Origin of the sequence: Bacillus sp. FSL M8-0063 (assembly GCF_038005545.1) — a bacterium.
GTDB lineage: Bacteria > Bacillota > Bacilli > Bacillales > Bacillaceae_G > Bacillus_A > Bacillus_A wiedmannii.
On sequence record NZ_JBBOTJ010000002.1, the window covers coordinates 402,429 to 421,435 of the forward strand.

A 19,007-nucleotide genomic window follows, 5' to 3' on the forward strand; every position below is an offset into this window, starting at 1 on the left:
AAGCAAAAAGCGCTTCAAGGTCGAGAGCTCCAATGCCCTGCGATTCTGAACGAGCCGCCTCTGCCTTTAAATTGGCCTCACCAATTCAAATTGTTCTCCTAGTTTTGCGTAGTTGTGTCCTGCTAGGCGGCTTACTGGTTTTAGTCCTTCTGCATGAATGCGTCCGTTTTCGTATAGGTGTTCTGCGACGTGGAAACGAACGACGCGTCCGATTAGTAGATCGCAAGCTGGTGATTCTTCTGTTCCGCCAAGAGGGATTGCGCGTTCTAGTATGCACTCCATTCGAATATTGGCTTCTTTTACACCTGGAACGGAGATAACATCACTTTCAATTGGTGTTAGTTTTGCTAGTTCAATTTCGCTCTCATTTGGCGGGAGGTTAGCCGCTGTTTCGTTAATTGCTTCTACGTAAGATTCATCAGAAATATGTACGACAAACTCACCCTTTTCGATTGCGTTTCGAGAAGTATCTTTCGGTGTTCCTGCTTTTCGTTGTACAGAAACTGAGATAAGTGGTGGATTAGCAGCGACAATATTGAAATAGCTATACGGTGCTCCGTTTAATACGCCATCTTTTGTTACAGAAGTAACGAATGCGACAGGGCGTGGAATGATACTTCCCGTTAATAATTTGTAATTCTCTTTTTCCGTTTGTTCATTTGGATTAATGGATAACATGCGTAAAATCCCCTTTCTAAATATGACGACTTATTGTTTGTTTACAAGATGTTAGTGGAAAACTCCTGCTGAAAATAATATTTTTATTACATAAAAAGAACTTACTTCATTGTGATTGAAGTAAGTTCCGTCTAAATAATCTCGAATTCAAGGTAAAAATTATAATAAAACGTATGCCCCAGGTCCGATTAAAGCTACTCCGACAGCGACAGCGATTAACATTAAATTATACTCAAATCCGTTTTGTGTGATCCAGTAACCATTTTTTCCGTGAACAGTGAAGATTGCCATTAACATTGTTCCAACGATAAATAATGAACCGATTGCAGTGAATATACCTGATGCGAATAAGAAACCACCTAATAATTCAGTTGCGCCAGCCATAAATGCCATGAATACACCAGGGCGTAAGCCAATTGACTCCATCCAGCCGCCAGTTCCCTTTAAACCGTAGCCGCCGAACCAACCAAATAGTTTTTGAGCACCATGACCCATGAATGTAATACCTATAATAAGACGAATAATAAGAAGACCGATATCCATCATTTTAAAAACCTCCTAAAAGTTATTAACTTACCTTATGTAAGTAATAATAAAATAGTTACTTACTTTAGTCAAGTGGATTTCGAAAAAAGTTTGAAAATAATTTTACAAATTAGCGACAAAAAGAAAAATGTAGTAAAGACCTCTAGACAAGTTGGGTAAAAAAAGAGAAAATAATAAGTAGAAGTTAACTTCTTATTGTTATTCAGACAATCAGAATTGACTGGAATTTTGCAAAGAGCTACAATAAGAGTCTATTAGTAATGACGTAATTTATTTCGAAAGCGTTTTTACAGTATAATATTCGAAGTATGAAGTCTTACATGTATCCCGGGTTTTACTAGGGATTGCCCTATAAACTTTTAGGTAAATTATGAGGAGGACTATCCTATGTTTAAAAAATTATTCGGTTTTGGTTCAAAAACAAATGAAGAAACAATCGTAGCTCCATTAACTGGAGCAGTGAAAAATATTGAAGAAGTACCAGATCCAGTATTCGCTGGTCGTATGATGGGTGAAGGTGTTGCAATCGATCCTACTGAAGGTGTAGTTGTATCTCCAGTTGATGGTGAAATCGTACAGTTATTCCACACAAAACATGCTGTAGGAATTAAAGCGAAAAACGGTACAGAAATTTTAATCCACGTTGGATTAGAAACTGTAAAAATGGAAGGCGAAGGTTTCGAAGCTCACGTTTCTGAAGGCCAAGCTGTAAAAGCTGGAGATAAATTAATCTCATTCGACTTAGAATTAATCCGTGAAAAAGCGAAAAGTACAATTACTCCAATCGTTATTACAAACACAGATGCAGCTGAGTCTATTAAAACAACTGTAGGCGTAACAGCTACAAAAGGTTCAACAGAAGTAATGAAAGTTACAATGAAATAATTATTGTATAAGAGGAGTCCGTTTCATATGAAATGGATTCCTTATTTTGTTTTGTAGTACGCTTGCTATGTATGTTAAAATACTCTAGGCACTTGGAAATAGGGTTTCACATATATGTGGATAAGGCGCATTTTTCTTAGAAAAAATATAAGAGAAATGCGCCTTTCGTATATTCACATTTCTTTTGTTCTATTCTTATGTACGTTATGATGAAAGATAGGAAAAAGAAGAAAAGGGGTGGGTTTGGATGAAACGAGTGTTATTTATTTGCACTGGAAATACATGCCGTAGCCCGATGGCTGAGGCGTTACTTCGTCATCATGGAGAAGGTAATTTTGAAGTGCAATCTGCTGGTGTTTTCGCCTATCCTGGAAGTGATGCGTCGATATATGCAAAGGAAGCTTTAGCTGAAAAGGGAATTACAATCGATCATGCTTCGCAGCAGATAAATGAAGCTTTGATTGATTGGGCAGATATTGTAGTAACAATGACGGAAAACCATAAGCAAATTGTACTTGGGCATTATCCGAGTGTTGAAAAGAAAGTGGATACATTATATGGAGTAACTGAGGGGATAAGTAAGGATATTTCAGACCCATTTGGCGGGTCACTTTCTATTTATAAAGAAACGTTAGAAGAGATGGAAAAACTTGTACAAACTTTACTGAAAAAACATTCAGAAGGTTGATGTTTCGTGTATAATACGATATTGGAGATCACTTCGTTCCGTTAAGGTAACGAGTGAGAAATGAAGATAATTGATTGAAACTTTGGAGGGGTAAAAATGAAAGTAGTAGTAGCATCTGATCACGGCGGTATGAATATCCGTAAAGAACTTGTAAGTTTATTAGAAGAGTTAAATATTGAATATATTGATTTAGGTTGTGAATGTGAAGCTGGTTCTGTTGATTACCCTGATTTTGCGTTTCCAGCAGCGGAAATGGTAGCGAATGGCGAAGTAGATCGTGGTATTTTAGTTTGTGGGACAGGCATCGGTATGTCAATTGCAGCAAACAAAGTAAATGGTATTCGTTGTGCATTAGTTCATGATACTTTCAGTGCGAAAGCAACGAGAGAGCATAATGATACGAACATGTTAGCAATGGGCGAGCGTGTAATTGGTGCAGGTCTAGCACGTGACATCGCAAAAATTTGGTTAACAACTGACTATGAAGGTGGTCGTCATGAAAACCGCGTAGGAAAAATTAAAACATACGAAACAAAGTAATAGATTCTAACTAGAAGTAGTATGAAATATAATTTGGTGAACCAACCTGTGAAAGGAAGAGGCGTAATGACAGAAATCGTAAAGGTAAGAGAACAGTTACAAATTTCGCTTTCTGATTTCCAAGAACAAGCTTCATTACAAAGTGGTCAAATTTTTGTAGTGGGATGTAGCACGAGCGAAGTGCTAGGAGAAAGAATTGGGACATCAGGAACGATGGAAGTAGCAGAGGCGATTTTTTCTGAGTTAAAACAATTTCAAGAGCAAACAGGTATTGAGTTGGCGTTTCAATGTTGTGAGCATTTAAACCGTGCTTTAGTAGTTGAGAGAGAGTTAGCGATGAAATATCAATTTGAAATTGTAACAGTTACGCCTGTTAGATCAGCAGGTGGTGCATTAGCAACATATGCGTATCACAATTTGAAAGATCCGGTAGTAATTGAGTTTATTAAAGCAGATGCAGGAATGGATATTGGTGATACATTTATCGGTATGCATTTAAAGCATGTAGCTGTTCCGGTTCGTACAGGTGTGAAGGAAATTGGAAGTGCGCATGTAACGATGGCAACAACACGTGGAAAACTAATTGGTGGAGCACGTGCTGTTTATGCGGCGAAGGAAGAGACTATCACTTGCCGTTAGACATAAAAAATTATAAAGTCGCATAATGGCTTTATATCGAAAGATAAAAGGTATGTAGTCTGACTTTATAATAGAAGAAAGAAAAGACCGATTTTCGGTCTTTTTTTTCTTTTATGATATAGAAAGTCATGTTAGAATGTAGTTGAAAACATGAAGGTTCGAAAGAATTACAACCTGAATTTTCGTTTTTTCTGAATAAATGAGAAAAAACTATTGGGAATCGATGTAATTCGTTCAGAAAAGGGGGATTTTGGTGAATCATTTAAAACGTCAAGATGAAAAGGTATTTGCTGCAATTGAGGCAGAACTAGGAAGACAGCGTTCAAAGATTGAGTTAATTGCTTCGGAAAACTTCGTAAGTGAAGCAGTAATGGAGGCGCAAGGTTCTGTTTTAACGAATAAGTATGCTGAGGGATATCCTGGAAAACGTTACTATGGTGGCTGTGAGCACGTAGACGTAGTGGAAGATATCGCACGTGATCGCGCGAAAGAAATCTTTGGTGCAGAGCATGTAAATGTTCAACCACATTCTGGTGCACAAGCGAACATGGCAGTATACTTTACGATTTTAGAGCAAGGCGATACAGTACTTGGTATGAATTTATCTCATGGTGGTCACTTAACACACGGAAGCCCTGTTAACTTCAGTGGAGTACAATATAATTTCGTAGAATATGGCGTGGATGCTGAATCTCACCGTATTAATTACGATGATGTATTAGCAAAAGCGAAAGAACATAAACCAAAATTAATCGTTGCAGGTGCAAGTGCATATCCTCGTGTTATCGATTTCAAACGATTCCGTGAGATTGCAGATGAAGTGGGTGCATACTTTATGGTTGATATGGCACATATCGCTGGTTTAGTAGCTGCTGGTTTACATCCAAACCCAGTACCACACGCACATTTCGTTACAACGACAACACATAAAACATTACGTGGTCCACGTGGTGGTATGATTTTATGTGAAGAGCAATTTGCAAAACAAATTGATAAATCAATCTTCCCTGGTATTCAAGGTGGTCCACTTATGCACGTAATCGCTGCAAAAGCTGTTGCATTTGGTGAGACACTACAAGATGAGTTTAAAACATATGCACAAAATATCATTAATAATGCGAACCGCTTAGCTGAAGGTCTTCAAAAAGAAGGACTTACACTTGTTTCTGGTGGAACAGACAATCATTTAATCCTGATCGATGTTCGTAACTTAGAAATCACAGGTAAAGTAGCAGAGCACGTATTAGATGAAGTTGGTATTACAGTGAACAAAAATACAATTCCATTTGAAACAGCAAGCCCATTTGTAACAAGCGGTGTACGTATCGGTACGGCAGCTGTAACATCTCGTGGTTTCGGTTTAGAAGACATGGATGAAATTGCGTCACTTATTGCTTATACATTAAAAAATCATGAAAATGAAGCTGCATTAGAAGAAGCAAGTAAGCGTGTAGAAGCGTTAACGAGCAAATTCCCAATGTACACAGACCTATAATAGATGAAAGAAGGCTGCTGAGACGTAATTGTTTTGGCAGTTTTTTTTTGGACATATATTGTTCTTTAAGTATGTATACAAATGATGAATAAATTTTGGCGATATAATGAAGGATACAGCTCCCATAATTGGTAAAGATACTAGATAGATTCATCGTAAAATCATGATTTTGCCAAATTTGCCCTTGAATATTAGTAGCGTTTTCTTTACAATCGTAAATAGTGTAAAAAAGCGTGCAAACGCATGAATATCATCTAAAGGAGAGATTCACATGGGAAAACTGTATGTATTTGATCACCCGTTAATTCAACATAAGATTACATATATTCGCGATAAGAATACAGGCACGAAAGATTTTCGTGAATTAGTGGACGAAGTAGCAAGTTTAATGGCTTTCGAAATTACTCGCGATCTTCCACTTAAAGACATTGAGATTGAAACACCTGTAAGCAAAGCGACAACAAAAGTGATCGCTGGTAAAAAGCTTGGTTTAATTCCGATTTTACGTGCAGGTTTAGGAATGGTTGATGGAATTCTGAAATTAATTCCAGCAGCAAAAGTAGGGCACGTTGGTTTATACCGCGACCCTAAAACATTGCAACCGGTAGAATACTATGTGAAACTTCCAACGGATGTAGAAGAGCGTGACTTCATCGTACTAGATCCGATGCTAGCAACAGGTGGTTCTGCAGCTGAAGCAATTAACTCTCTGAAAAAGCGCGGTGCAAAACAAATTAAATTAATGTGTATCGTTGCAGCTCCAGAAGGAGTAAAAGTAGTACAAGAAGAACATCCTGATGTTGATATTTATGTAGCAGCATTAGATGAGAAATTAAATGACCACGGATATGTAGTACCAGGTCTTGGTGATGCTGGTGACCGTTTATTCGGAACGAAGTAAGAAAACTGACGAGAGGGGGTTCCCTCTCGTTTTTTTGTACCTTGATGAGGTAGGGGAGGGGGGATAAATATACATAGTATATACAACATAAGTTGCATACACATCACATATAATATAGAAGTCTTACGTCTAAAGAGCACTATATTATGGAAGGAAAGCGTTATATCTTAAAAATATAATAGTGACAAACTTGTGAACATTTCCTTCTATTATAAAGAGAAAACTGTTAGAAATTGCATATCTCTAACCAGTATTTAGAAGGGGAACGTTTTCATTTTTGGGAGGAAATGACTAATACTCAAATTTTTTGATTTTTTACGATTTCTCGTTGACACTGTTAATACCCTATTGTATGCTAACAACGGGGATAGATGGTAGGGCTTTCAGTGACAAAAATACATCTATTCCGTGACGAAAATGTAAACTTTTTATTTTGTATAGGATTTATGCAAAAAAATGAGTTATTATTAATACATCGTGAATGAGGGTTACATATTGGAGGGATGAATCCTTGCAAAAAAACGATCGCAGCCATATAAAAGCTTATGCTTTAATGTCAGGTATTCTTGCTCAGTTAGTCGGTTCTATTCTTATTGGAATCTTTGGTGGGCAGTGGATTGATAGTAAGGTTGGAACGTTTCCATTGTTTCTTATTATAGGGTTATTACTCGGATTAGGAACAGGGATATACGCAATGATTCGACTCATTCGACATTACTATTCGGGAGAGCAATGATGATAGACGTACATGGACTTGTCCAAAGACAAAAGAAATATATGTACTACTTGCTTGCGCTTCTAGTGCTAGGATGGGGATTCACCTCTTACAAGGATGTATTTCTTGGGCTGATTATCGGAACGATTTTCAGTTTTCTTAGTTTGCGCATCATTGCACGTAGAACAGACAAGCTGTTGGATCGCGTAACAAATGGAGAAAACGTAAAATTTAAGGCGACAGCAGTAAGTACATATTCGAGATTCGCCACGATTGGATTATTAATTTTATTTGCAGCCAAATATCAAGAGTTAATTGCGATGTGGGGCCTAGGTGTAGGATTGCTGACAGGATACCTTGTCATGATCATAGATTTTCTTTATTTAGAGTATAAGAGCAGGGAAGAGAGGTGAATTACTAGTGGAACACGGTAAATTAGTTGAATTTCTAGGTTTAACGTTCGATTTGTCATCAGTTATGATGGTTACTGTAGCAGCAGTTATTGTTTTCTTAATCGCTGTTATTGGAACTCGCAGTTTAGCCCTTCGCCCAACCGGGATGCAAAACTTCATGGAATGGGTGTTTGACTTCGTGAAAGGGATTATCAATAGTACGATGGACTGGAAAACAGGTGGACGTTTCTTAACGCTTGGCGTTACGCTTATCATGTTTATCATCGTATCGAACTTCCTTGGTTTACCATTCATGTATTCAACAGTTGAGGCTGGCGAACATATTGCATGGTGGAGATCACCAACGTCTGATCCAGCAGTTGCATTAACATTAGCCGTGATGGTAGTTACCCTCACCCATTATTATGGAATTAAGATGAAGGGTACGAAAGAATACGTAAAAGGTTATTTCCAACCTATGAAATTCTTATTCCCATTAAAGGTTATTGAGGAGTTTGCTAACACATTAACGTTAGGTCTTCGTTTATTCGGTAACATTTATGCAGGTGAGATCTTATTAGGATTACTTGCTAAGTTAGGCGGGGCATCGTTCCTCGGAGCATTAGGTGCGCTTGTACCAATGTTAGCATGGATGGGATTCAGTGTATTCGTTGGATCAATCCAGTCATTTATTTTCGTTATGTTAACGATGGTTTATATGGCTCATAAAGTAAGCCATGACCATTAATATAATTTAAGTAAGAAAAAAATTATTTTTTTATAATACAAAGGAGGACAAATTAAATGAGTTTAGGTGTAATCGCAGCTGCAATTGCAATTGGTTTATCAGCATTAGGTGCAGGTATTGGTAACGGTCTTATCGTATCACGTACAATCGAAGGTGTTGCTCGTCAACCAGAATTAAAAGGCGCGCTTCAAACAATTATGTTCATCGGGGTTGCTTTAGTTGAGGCACTTCCAATCATCGGTGTAGTTATTGCATTCATCGTAATGAACAAATAAGGGAGACTCCCCTTACATAGATGGCGAAGAGTGTTTTTCCGAACTTTCTTCGCCATTGCTTTATGAACGAAACGTATGTCTTTTTTTTTCATATGATCAATTTAGATATTTTGAAGGGAGTGAATCCTTGTGCCAACTTTATTATTAGGGGCTTCCATTCCATTTGGAACGATTGCTTATACATTGTTCATTTTCTTACTTCTATTAGTAATGCTACGCAAATTTGCGTGGGGTCCTTTAATGGGAATTATGAAAGAACGTGAAGAGCATGTTACTAATGAAATCGACGCTGCAGAAAGAAGTAACGCTGAAGCGAAGAAATTAGTAGAAGAACAACGTGAAATGTTAAAACAATCGCGTGTTGAAGCACAAGAGTTAATCGAAAGAGCGAAAAAACAAGCTGTAGATCAAAAAGATGTTATTGTTGCTGCTGCGAAAGAAGAAGCAGAATCAATTAAAGCATCTGCTGTACAAGAAATTCAACGCGAAAAAGAGCAAGCGATTGCTGCTTTACAAGAACAAGTCGCTTCTTTATCTGTTCAAATTGCTTCTAAAGTAATTGAAAAAGAATTAAAAGAAGAAGATCAAGTTAAGTTAATTCGCGATTATATTAAAGAAGTAGGAGAAGCGCGATGAGCAATGGGATTGTAGCAAAACGTTATGCTGTCGCTCTTTTTAAAATTGCAAAAGAAAAACACGTATTAGAAATGTTTGAAGAGGAATTACGCCTTGTACAAAACGTTTATGTAAAGAACGAAGAACTACATAGCTTTTTAACGCAACCGAACATTTCAAAGGAACAAAAGAAAACGTTTCTTGCAAACGTATTCGGATCTGTTTCTGAATCTATTTTAAATACGTTATATATTTTAATTGATAACAAACGCATTGATATCTTACCTGAAATTGCAGATGAATATGTTGTTCTTGCTAATGAAGAACGTAACGTAGCCGACGCAACTGTATATTCTACTCGTCTTCTATCAGAAGAAGAGAAGCTTAACATTGCAGAAGCATTTGCAAAGAGAACGGGAAAAGATGCAATTCGCGTAAAAAATGTTGTAGATGAAGATTTACTAGGCGGCATTAAAGTACGTATTGGAAATCGCATTTACGACGGAAGCTTACAAGGAAAATTAGCACGTATTCAGCGTGAATTAATGAAGAATAGATAGGGGTGAAGCACATGAGCATCAGAGCTGAAGAAATTAGCGCACTGATAAAGCAACAAATCGAGAACTATCAGTCTGAAATCGAAGTTAGTGATGTTGGTACAGTTATCCAAGTTGGTGACGGTATTGCGCGTGCTCATGGTCTTGATAACGTTATGGCTGGTGAACTTGTAGAGTTCTCTAACGGCGTTATGGGACTAGCACAAAACTTAGAGGAAAACAACGTAGGTATCATTATTTTAGGACCTTACACAGAAATTCGTGAAGGTGACGAAGTTCGTCGTACTGGTCGCATCATGCAAGTACCAGTAGGAAAAGAACTAATCGGTCGTGTTGTAAACCCATTAGGTCAACCAGTTGATGGTTTAGGCCCAATCAATACAACAAACACTCGTCCAATTGAAAGTCCAGCACCAGGTGTAATGGATCGTAAATCTGTTCATGAGCCACTTCAAACAGGTATTAAAGCGATCGATGCTCTTGTACCAATTGGCCGTGGTCAACGTGAGTTAATCATTGGTGACCGTCAAACAGGTAAAACAGCAGTTGCGCTTGATACAATCATTAACCAAAAAGATGAAGATATGATTTGTATCTATGTAGCTATCGGACAAAAAGAATCAACTGTACGTAACGTAGTAGAAACACTACGTAAGCACGGTGCATTAGATTACACAATCGTTGTAACTGCATCAGCTTCTCAACCAGCTCCATTATTATACTTAGCTGCTTATGCTGGTGTAACAATGGGTGAAGAGTTCATGTACAATGGTAAACACGTATTAGTAGTATATGATGACTTATCAAAACAAGCAGCGGCTTACCGCGAGCTTTCATTACTATTACGTCGTCCTCCAGGTCGTGAAGCATATCCAGGGGATGTGTTCTACTTACATTCTCGCTTATTAGAGCGTGCAGCAAAATTAAGTGATGCAAGAGGCGGCGGTTCTTTAACTGCACTACCTTTCATCGAAACACAAGCAGGGGACGTATCAGCTTACATCCCAACAAACGTAATTTCTATTACGGATGGACAAATCTTCTTACAATCTGACCTATTCTTCTCTGGCGTACGTCCAGCGATCGATGCGGGTACTTCTGTATCTCGTGTAGGTGGATCTGCTCAGATTAAAGCAATGAGTAAAGTATCAGGTACACTTCGTCTTGACCTTGCATCTTACCGTGAGTTAGAAGCGTTCGCTCAGTTCGGTTCTGACCTTGATAAAGCAACTCAAGCGAAACTAAACCGTGGTGCTCGTACTGTTGAGGTATTAAAACAAGGATTACACAAACCATTACGTGTAGAGAAACAAGTTATCATTCTTTACGCTTTAACACGTGGATTCCTAGATGATATCCCAGTAGTAGATATCACTCGTTTCGAAGAAGAATTCCATGCTTGGTTAGATTCTAATGCGACTGACTTATTAGAAGAAATCCGCACAACTAAGAAACTTGCGGATGACGACAAATTTGCAGCAGCTATTAATGGATTTAAAAAAGTATTCGTAGCTTCTGAATAATAAAAGCGGAAGCGGCTCGTCCTGAATGTGAGGGGGATGGAGCTTCTGACGAAGAGGCGGTCTTTGCCTCGTAGGAAGAAGTGAAGCCACCGAACATTCAAGCCGCTGGAGCTAGATAATAATATATAAAAGGCATCTCAAGTTTTGAGATTGCTGACGGTTATGTAAAGGAAAAGAGTAGGTGCACCTATTCTTTTCCTTCAATCATGAGCAAGAATATCTTGCAACGTAGATTAGGAAGAGAATTCTTACTAATCGTGCCAACTTCCGGAAAAAAGGTGGTGAAAACCTGTGGCATCTTTACGCGATATAAAAGCGAAGATTAACTCGACAAAGAAAACGAGTCAAATTACGAAAGCGATGGAGATGGTATCTGCATCTAAGTTAAACCGTGCAGAGCAAAATGCTAAATCTTTCGTTCCGTATATGGAAAAGATTCAAGAAGTAGTAGCGAGCATTGCGCAAGGAAGTAAAGGAATTAATCATCCGATGCTAAATGCGCGTCCTGTAAAGCGTACAGGGTACATCGTTATTACATCTGATCGCGGACTAGCAGGTGGTTATAACAGTAACGTATTACGTACAGTAAGTAACGTAATTCGTGAACGTCATAATATGGATTCAAACCAATATTCAATTATTGTGCTTGGCCGACTAGGACGTGATTATTTAAAACGTCGCGGCTTTAACATCATTGATGAAGTAGTTGGACTATCTGACCACCCATCATTTACTGATATTAAAGATCTTGCTTCTCGAGCAATTGCGATGTTTGCAGATGGTGCTTATGATGAGCTGTATATTTACTACAACCATTACGTAAGTAAAATTTCACAAGAAGTAACGGAAAATAAAATTTTACCGCTTACTGATGTGGCGTCTGACAAACCGACGACAGCTTATGAATTCGAACCTTCTGAAGAAGAAATTTTAAAAGTACTATTGCCACAATACGCAGAAAGCTTAGTGTACGGTGCATTACTAGACGGTAAAGCAAGTGAACACGCAGCGCGTATGACAGCAATGAAGAGTGCTACAGACAACGCAATGGAAGTTATCGATTCACTTACACTTTCATTCAACCGTGCGCGTCAGGCAGCGATTACGCAAGAAATTACGGAAATCGTTGGTGGAGCAGCAGCGTTAGAGTAGTATTAAAAAGTGGAAGCGGCTCGTCCAGAACAAGAGGGCATTGGAGCTCCTGACGAAGAGGCGTAGTTTGCCTCGCAGGAAGGCACGAAATGACCGAATGTTCTAGTCGCTGGAACTAGATTCTATAAAAGCGTAGGCGGCTCTTTCAAAAGAGTCGCGTAAGCTATAAACCAATAAAAAATGAAAAGCTAACTGCTCGTAGCAAGTTGGCTAATTAAAAGAAAGCTAGGAGGGAACCCGATGAATAAAGGGCGCGTTACGCAAATCATGGGTCCGGTTGTAGACGTTAAGTTTGATGGCGGAAAGCTACCAGAAATCTACAACGCCCTTACGGTAAAACAAAGCAACGAAAACGGAGCAAGCATTAACTTAACATTTGAAGTTGCACTTCATTTAGGTGATGATACAGTTCGTACAGTTGCAATGTCTTCCACAGACGGACTTGTTCGTGGTACAGAAGTAGAAGATACTGGTAAAGCAATCTCTGTACCAGTTGGAGATGCAACACTTGGTCGCGTATTTAACGTATTAGGTGATACAATTGACTTAGATGGTGAGGTTCCTGCCGATGTACGTCGTGATCCAATTCACCGTCAAGCACCTGCATTCGAAGAATTATCTACTAAAGTAGAAATTCTTGAAACTGGTATTAAAGTAGTAGACTTACTTGCTCCTTACATTAAGGGTGGTAAAATCGGTCTATTCGGTGGTGCCGGTGTAGGTAAAACGGTATTAATTCAGGAATTAATTAACAACATCGCACAAGAACACGGTGGTATCTCTGTATTCGCTGGTGTAGGTGAGCGTACTCGTGAGGGTAATGACTTATACCACGAAATGAGCGATTCTGGCGTAATTAAGAAAACTGCGATGGTATTCGGACAAATGAATGAGCCACCTGGAGCACGTCAACGTGTTGCATTAACAGGTTTAACAATGGCTGAGCATTTCCGTGATGAGCAAGGACAAGACGTACTTCTGTTCATCGATAACATCTTCCGTTTCACGCAAGCAGGTTCTGAAGTATCTGCCCTTCTTGGTCGTATGCCATCTGCGGTAGGTTACCAACCAACACTTGCAACAGAAATGGGTCAATTACAAGAGCGTATTACATCTACAAATAAAGGATCTATCACGTCTATCCAAGCGGTATATGTACCAGCCGATGACTATACGGATCCAGCACCAGCTACAACGTTCGCTCACTTAGATGCAACAACAAACTTAGAGCGTCGTTTAACACAAATGGGTATTTACCCAGCCGTAGATCCATTAGCATCTACATCTCGTGCACTTTCTCCAGAAATCGTAGGAGAAGAGCATTATGAAGTAGCTCGTCAAGTACAGCAAACTTTACAGCGTTATAAAGAGCTTCAAGATATCATCGCTATCTTAGGTATGGATGAGTTATCTGAAGAAGATAAGTTAGTTGTACATCGTGCTCGTCGTATTCAATTCTTCTTATCTCAAAACTTCCACGTAGCTGAGCAGTTTACAGGTCAAAAAGGTTCTTACGTACCTGTAAAAAATACAGTTAGCGGATTTAAAGAAATTCTAGAAGGAAAATATGATGACCTTCCAGAAGATGCATTCCGTCTTGTAGGTAGTATTGAAGAAGTTATTGAAAACGCGAAGAAAATGATGGCGTAAGGCCTTAGGAGGGACGAATTATGAAGACATTTCCAGTCAGTATTGTAACTCCTGATGGACCGGTTTACGAAAAAGAAGTAGAAATGGTAAGCGTAAAAGCAGAGAGTGGGGAAATGGGGATCTTACCAGGTCACATTCCAACTGTTGCACCATTAAAAATTAGTGCAGTTCGTCTGAAAAATGGTGGACACACTGATTATGTAGCAGTAAGCGGTGGCTTTATCGAAGTTCGTCCGGATAAAGTAACTGTATTATCATCATCTGCTGAAGAAGCAAACCATATCGATATCCATCGTGCAAATGAAGCGAAGCGTCGCGCTGAACAACGTATGCAAGATAAACAAGCACATGTTGACTTTAAACGTGCAGAAATGGCATTACAACGTGCCGTGAACCGTTTAAACGTTTCTGATATGAAATAAAAAATCCGTAAAGGCTTTGCCTTTACGGATTTTTTTATCGAGTTTATGGATAATTTTACAAAAATGGTATAATTATATTGATGCTTGTATAAGTAGAGAATGTACAACAATTTATAAAGGGGATGAATAAATGATCGGTGAAATGAAACGAGAAGCGTTGCACTCTTTAAAGGGAAAATGGGGACTAGGTGTTGGATCAACGATTTTATATTTTATTTTAAGTTATGTTGTTTCAATGGCTGCAATGCTTATACTTTTAATTCCAGGAGTTATTATATTTTTACTATTTGCTGGTTTCACAGGTTCACTTGAAGAGGAAACAATATCAATTGGAGCAGGTATTACATTTGGTATTTTTTATTGCATCATAATAATTTTGAGTAACGCATCGTATGGGATTACATCATACGGTTATACAAATGTGTTTTTACAGATTAGTAAACGAGAAAGTGCTAAAGTAGATCACTTATTCGAAGGATTTCGGGGCTTTAAAAGAATGATGAAAACAATGTGGGCAATGCTTGCGATTTTGTTATATACAGGTACATGGATCCCGATGTTGCTAGTAGCCTTATTTGTATTTTTGGGTGAAGAAGGAAATACGTCGTTTGCTATTGCTTTCTTTGTACTATTAGCTATTTCAATTGTTGGTATGATTGTGATGTACTTTTCTTATGCGATGACGTACTATGTTATGGTTGAAAATCCAGATTATAGTGTGTCACAGGCAATGAAAGAAAGTAAGCGTCTTATGAAGGGTCACAAATTAGATTTATTTTTGTTGTGGCTGAGTTTTATAGGTTGGGCAATTTTAGCGATTCTTACACTCGGAATAGGATTTCTTTGGCTTAGCCCGTATATGAGTACAACGACAGCACATTTTTATCGCTATCTTTCAAAAGATGAATTGTAGTAGGAACATGCTATACTAATAGAGTTATTACGTATAGGAGGAAGAATATGATTAGTGATTTAAAAGGAGAAGCGTTAGATTCATTAGAAGGGAAATGGGGATTAGCTGTCGGGGCAACATTACTGATTTCGATTCTTATTTCAGCTTTTAGTTTTAGTATTGATTTCATTTTCTCTCAATTTTGGGATTGGAAAGAAGTAAATAACTCACTTTCAATAGACGTTATTACAATGTTGATGGTAGGTCCATTAACGCTAGGTGGTTATTATTTAGCTCTGCATATCATTCGTGAAAAAGAAGCGCGTATTGGGCATATATTCAGATGGTTTACAGAAGGAAGTAAGTTTATAAAGTCATTTTTATTATATATAGTAGTGAACATTTATATCTTCTTATGGTTTTTATTATTTATTATTCCAGGCATTATTAAATCATTTTCTTATGCGATGACGTACTTTATAATAAATGATCATCCTGAGTATTCCATAAATCAAGCTATTACAGAAAGCCGTCGTATGATGGATGGGCATAAGATGGAGTATTTCATCTTATGTTTAAGTTTTATTGGTTGGTTTATATTAAGTTGTATTACACTCGGGATTGGATTCTTATGGCTAATTCCATATTTTTATACGACGTCAGCAGCCTTTTATGAAGAAATTGCAGAGGAGTATTACGAGAAAATAATTCCCACACTATAAAAACACCCAGTATGAGCTATTGGTTCATACTGGGTGTTTTTGTAGAAATTTTATAAATTGATGACTCGTAAGTGGTTTACTGAAATAGTAGCCTTGCATATATTTACAGTTGTTCTTTTGTAGAAACTTAAGTTGTTTTTCTGTTTCAATTCCTTCAGCAACGACAGAAAGGTTTAAAGTATTTGCAAGGGAAAGGATAGTGGAAACGATAGCTCTTTCCTCAGGTCGATGATCGGCTAGTTGTGTAAATTCTCTCGGTACTTTTAATGTATCGATAGGGAAAATTGATAAGTAAGCGAGAGAAGAATAGCCGGTACCGAAGTCATCAATGGACGTTTGAATACCATATTCCTTTAATTGTTTTAGTCTTGATAATGTTTCTTTTTCATCAATCATTGCAATGCGTTCTGTTAACTCAAGTATTACATGCTTTGGATCGACTTTAATGTCTGTTAGTATTTGTGAAATGTTCTTGATTAAATTCTCTTGCTGGAACTCTTTTGCGGATAAGTTCACACTTATTTTTAAATCTGTGTAGCCGAAAGTATGCCATATTTTTAACTGGCGACAGGATTCTTTTAATACCCAATGACCGAGTGGAACGACTTGTGGCGTCTCTTCTACAATTGGAATGAACTCACATGGCGGAATGTCACCTAGGAGTGGGTGTTTCCAACGTATTAATGCTTCAGCACCAATAATCTTTTTCGTCGTAATATCAACTTGTGGTTGATAGACGAGATAAAACTCTTCGTTTACTAAAGCGAGTGGTAAATCTTTTTCAATTCGAGCTTTTCGTTCCATTTTTTTATACAATTCTTTCGTGTACAGAGAGCTACCGTTTTTTCCTTTGTTCTTTGCTTCGTACATGGCCATATCAGCATGCTGTAAAATAGACAATGGATCTTCACCTGCTTCAGGATATATTGCAATCCCGATGCTCGGTGAGATTTGTAAATGTTGATTTTCGATTTCGAATGGTTCGTTCATGGCTGCTACAATCGTATCAGCCATTTTTTTTACATCGGGTCTTTTTTTATAATTTTCGATAAGGATTGTGAACTCATCTCCAGCTAGCCGGGCAAGCTTCATACTTGGTGTCGATAGTCTTTCGAGTCTTTTTGCTACTGCAATTAATAGAAGGTCTCCTACCCTATGACCGAGGGTATCATTAATAACCTTAAAGCGGTCTAGGTCGAGAAACATAACAGCAAAAGGCCTTTTTGATATTTCGGATCGAGCAATTGCTTGTTCTACATATTGATGAAATGAACGGCGATTTGCAAGCTCTGTTAAAGTATCATGGTATGCCAGAAAATTAATTTGTTCTTGTTGTTGTTTGCTTTCCGTAATATCTTTAATCATTAAATAAACCCCAGAAATATGATTCTTTAAAAAGATAGGAACAGCTGTAACATGCAAGTAGTAAATATCTCTATTTTTATGATATGCCCGTATTTCTAAAGAAATAGATTTCCCCTTTTTTACGCGATGAAAGGCATTAATGATTTCTTCCAAATCTTCTTCATACGTAAGTGAATAGTAAGGTTGATTTAATAATTCATTCGTTTGATAACCGAGCAAAGTAGTACCAGCGTTATTCACTTTGAGAAAATTACCGTACAAATCTAAGGTGAAGATTGGATCTGGATGATGCTCATATAAAGATTTAAACATCTGTTGGTTATGATATAGTTCATTTTTTTGTTCTACTAAATCTTCTGTACGTAGTTCAATTTGTTTTTCGAGTTCCGAGTTGAATTGCATTTGGGCTAGTAATAATATTTTATTTTGTCTTCGAACTAAACTATGGCGTATGAGAACGAAGGAGAAAGTTATTATAAGCCCGATTACTACAATCGGTGCAAAAACATATTCAACTAATATAAAAACAATAAGCATTACTACAGAAATATAAGGTAATGATAATCTGATCGATTCCCCAAGTTTAGGGGTTAATAGTACTTGCTCTTGTTTTTCAGGTTCTTTTGTATGCAGAATACAGGCGATTGCTACTAGTACTAAAGTTACTTGATAGAGAGGAGTAACTGTAAACATAGAATACTCTGGTGTGAAGTATTTGATATAAGCATAAATCGCATCTGTAGTAGCATACAAAATTAAAGCAATGCCAAGAAGCGCACCAACTTTTTTTGATAATAAGGATAATGGCTTGAATAACAGATTGATTCCTATGAGAAGAAAGAGCAAATCGGCCATTGGATAGGTAAGTTGAACAAATATGTCGATATAGGATGTTGAAGAAATGTGAATGGTTCGTTCAATAAGTAAGTAATAACTTAAAGTAAATTGGGCTGTAACAATAATACAAATATCACATATCATAAAAAGCTTTTCTAATAAATCGCGATTATAGATGATTTCATATAGAAAGGCAAATGCAAAGCTAATTAAAAAAAGTAGGTAAAAAAAGTCAGACGGATCAACGAATGTATAGTAATCCTTTAAAATTAAACGTTGATAGGCAACGACTAAATCACCAATGAAATAAGAGAGGGTTCCAACACATAATATGGTCCAAAATAAACGAGGTAACCCTTCTTTCCTATTTGAAAAATAAAGTATATAACTACAAGCGATAATATCAATGAATAAGGTACTCATTCCAATTAATATTTGAAAAGGAAATGAGTATTCATATAGAAAAGGCATTGCCACGTAATGAATCGCTATAGACAACAATATAATGCTTATAAGAATACTTACATGTGTTTGTTTTTTCATTTATCTCACCCACGGTATATACATATAAATTCCTCTTTTTATTTTTTATTGTTTCTTGAAAAACATATATAATTTCTATACTTATTTTGCACAGGTATAGCGAGTTATAAAAATAGATTTTAATAATTCTCGTTTCTGTCCCCAACATATCGACATAGGAATTTGAAGTTTGCTATAATGATTAAAATAGTTGTATTATTTAGAAGAATTTAAAAATAATAATTACT

General features: G+C 37.3%; 22 protein-coding genes. 19 read left to right on the forward strand and 3 right to left on the reverse strand.

The window, feature by feature from the left end:
- Positions 1-66 precede the first annotated feature (66 nt).
- Positions 67-678, reverse strand: coding sequence for a flavin reductase family protein (locus tag MKX31_RS24530; RefSeq protein WP_064476104.1), 612 nt, complete (start codon positions 676-678; stop codon positions 67-69).
- Between the two features lie 159 nt (positions 679-837).
- Entirely contained in the window at positions 838-1,224 is a 387-nt protein-coding gene (locus MKX31_RS24535) for a DoxX family protein (protein ID WP_064476105.1), read from the reverse strand.
- 387 nt (positions 1,225-1,611) lie between these two features.
- Here MKX31_RS24535 and MKX31_RS24540 point away from each other — a divergent pair, with 387 nt between their 5' ends.
- The 19 genes from MKX31_RS24540 (at position 1,612) to MKX31_RS24630 (ending at position 16,035) form a co-directional block, all read left to right on the forward strand.
- The gene (locus tag MKX31_RS24540) at positions 1,612-2,109 is read left to right on the forward strand and encodes a PTS sugar transporter subunit IIA (RefSeq protein WP_000473649.1); all 498 of its coding nucleotides are present in this window, start codon (positions 1,612-1,614) and stop codon (positions 2,107-2,109) included.
- Positions 2,110-2,356: 247 nt separating this feature from the next.
- Positions 2,357-2,797, forward strand: a complete 441-nt coding sequence (locus MKX31_RS24545) for a low molecular weight protein arginine phosphatase (protein ID WP_064476106.1) — start codon at positions 2,357-2,359, stop codon at positions 2,795-2,797.
- Between the two features lie 96 nt (positions 2,798-2,893).
- Positions 2,894-3,337: a ribose 5-phosphate isomerase B gene (gene rpiB, locus MKX31_RS24550; protein ID WP_000869917.1), complete on the forward strand. Its 444-nt coding sequence runs from the start codon at positions 2,894-2,896 to the stop codon at positions 3,335-3,337.
- A 21-nt stretch (positions 3,338-3,358) separates the two neighbouring features.
- Positions 3,359-3,976, forward strand: a complete 618-nt coding sequence (locus MKX31_RS24555) for a TIGR01440 family protein (protein WP_098101704.1) — start codon at positions 3,359-3,361, stop codon at positions 3,974-3,976.
- A 253-nt stretch (positions 3,977-4,229) separates the two neighbouring features.
- Positions 4,230-5,471: a serine hydroxymethyltransferase gene (gene glyA / locus MKX31_RS24560; RefSeq protein WP_064476109.1), complete on the forward strand. Its 1,242-nt coding sequence runs from the start codon at positions 4,230-4,232 to the stop codon at positions 5,469-5,471.
- A 271-nt stretch (positions 5,472-5,742) separates the two neighbouring features.
- Positions 5,743-6,372, forward strand: a complete 630-nt coding sequence (gene upp, locus MKX31_RS24565; RefSeq protein WP_000517539.1) for a uracil phosphoribosyltransferase — start codon at positions 5,743-5,745, stop codon at positions 6,370-6,372.
- Between the two features lie 371 nt (positions 6,373-6,743).
- On the forward strand, positions 6,744-6,857 hold the full coding sequence (locus tag MKX31_RS24570) for a DUF4024 domain-containing protein (protein ID WP_075309829.1): 114 nt from the start codon (positions 6,744-6,746) through the stop codon (positions 6,855-6,857).
- 26 nt (positions 6,858-6,883) lie between these two features.
- A complete protein-coding gene (locus tag MKX31_RS24575) occupies positions 6,884-7,108 on the forward strand; it encodes an AtpZ/AtpI family protein (RefSeq protein WP_001171220.1) in 225 nt (74 codons plus the stop codon).
- The gene (locus MKX31_RS24580; RefSeq protein WP_000567600.1) at positions 7,108-7,500 is read left to right on the forward strand and encodes an ATP synthase subunit I; all 393 of its coding nucleotides are present in this window, start codon (positions 7,108-7,110) and stop codon (positions 7,498-7,500) included. Before MKX31_RS24575 ends, MKX31_RS24580 begins: the two co-directional genes overlap by 1 nt.
- Before the next feature lie 7 nt (positions 7,501-7,507).
- On the forward strand, positions 7,508-8,227 hold the full coding sequence (gene atpB / locus MKX31_RS24585) for a F0F1 ATP synthase subunit A (RefSeq protein ID WP_000399874.1): 720 nt from the start codon (positions 7,508-7,510) through the stop codon (positions 8,225-8,227).
- Between the two features lie 56 nt (positions 8,228-8,283).
- Positions 8,284-8,502: a F0F1 ATP synthase subunit C gene (gene atpE, locus MKX31_RS24590; protein WP_000052064.1), complete on the forward strand. Its 219-nt coding sequence runs from the start codon at positions 8,284-8,286 to the stop codon at positions 8,500-8,502.
- A gap of 129 nt (positions 8,503-8,631) precedes the next feature.
- Entirely contained in the window at positions 8,632-9,138 is a 507-nt protein-coding gene (gene atpF, locus MKX31_RS24595) for a F0F1 ATP synthase subunit B (protein WP_001142625.1), read from the forward strand.
- Entirely contained in the window at positions 9,135-9,677 is a 543-nt protein-coding gene (atpH, locus tag MKX31_RS24600; RefSeq protein WP_046960138.1) for a F0F1 ATP synthase subunit delta, read from the forward strand. Before atpF ends, atpH begins: the two co-directional genes overlap by 4 nt.
- An 11-nt stretch (positions 9,678-9,688) precedes the next feature.
- Entirely contained in the window at positions 9,689-11,197 is a 1,509-nt protein-coding gene (gene atpA / locus MKX31_RS24605) for a F0F1 ATP synthase subunit alpha (protein ID WP_000027511.1), read from the forward strand.
- A gap of 291 nt (positions 11,198-11,488) precedes the next feature.
- Positions 11,489-12,349 carry a F0F1 ATP synthase subunit gamma gene (gene atpG, locus MKX31_RS24610; RefSeq protein ID WP_000157696.1) on the forward strand — a complete coding sequence of 287 codons (861 nt, stop codon included), beginning with the start codon at positions 11,489-11,491 and terminating at the stop codon, positions 12,347-12,349.
- A 240-nt stretch (positions 12,350-12,589) separates the two neighbouring features.
- A complete protein-coding gene (atpD, locus tag MKX31_RS24615; RefSeq protein ID WP_340981621.1) occupies positions 12,590-13,999 on the forward strand; it encodes a F0F1 ATP synthase subunit beta in 1,410 nt (469 codons plus the stop codon).
- A 20-nt stretch (positions 14,000-14,019) separates the two neighbouring features.
- Positions 14,020-14,421, forward strand: coding sequence for a F0F1 ATP synthase subunit epsilon (gene atpC, locus MKX31_RS24620; RefSeq protein WP_000847214.1), 402 nt, complete (start codon positions 14,020-14,022; stop codon positions 14,419-14,421).
- Between the two features lie 130 nt (positions 14,422-14,551).
- On the forward strand, positions 14,552-15,334 hold the full coding sequence (locus MKX31_RS24625; RefSeq protein ID WP_098101700.1) for a DUF975 family protein: 783 nt from the start codon (positions 14,552-14,554) through the stop codon (positions 15,332-15,334).
- 47 nt (positions 15,335-15,381) lie between these two features.
- Complete coding sequence (locus MKX31_RS24630) at positions 15,382-16,035, forward strand: DUF975 family protein (protein ID WP_098101698.1); 654 nt, start codon at positions 15,382-15,384, stop codon at positions 16,033-16,035.
- Positions 16,036-16,059: 24 nt separating this feature from the next.
- On the opposite strand, the gene MKX31_RS24635 is transcribed toward MKX31_RS24630, so the two are convergent.
- Complete coding sequence (locus tag MKX31_RS24635) at positions 16,060-18,780, reverse strand: putative bifunctional diguanylate cyclase/phosphodiesterase (protein WP_340981624.1); 2,721 nt, start codon at positions 18,778-18,780, stop codon at positions 16,060-16,062.
- Between the last annotated feature and the right edge of the window lie 227 nt (positions 18,781-19,007).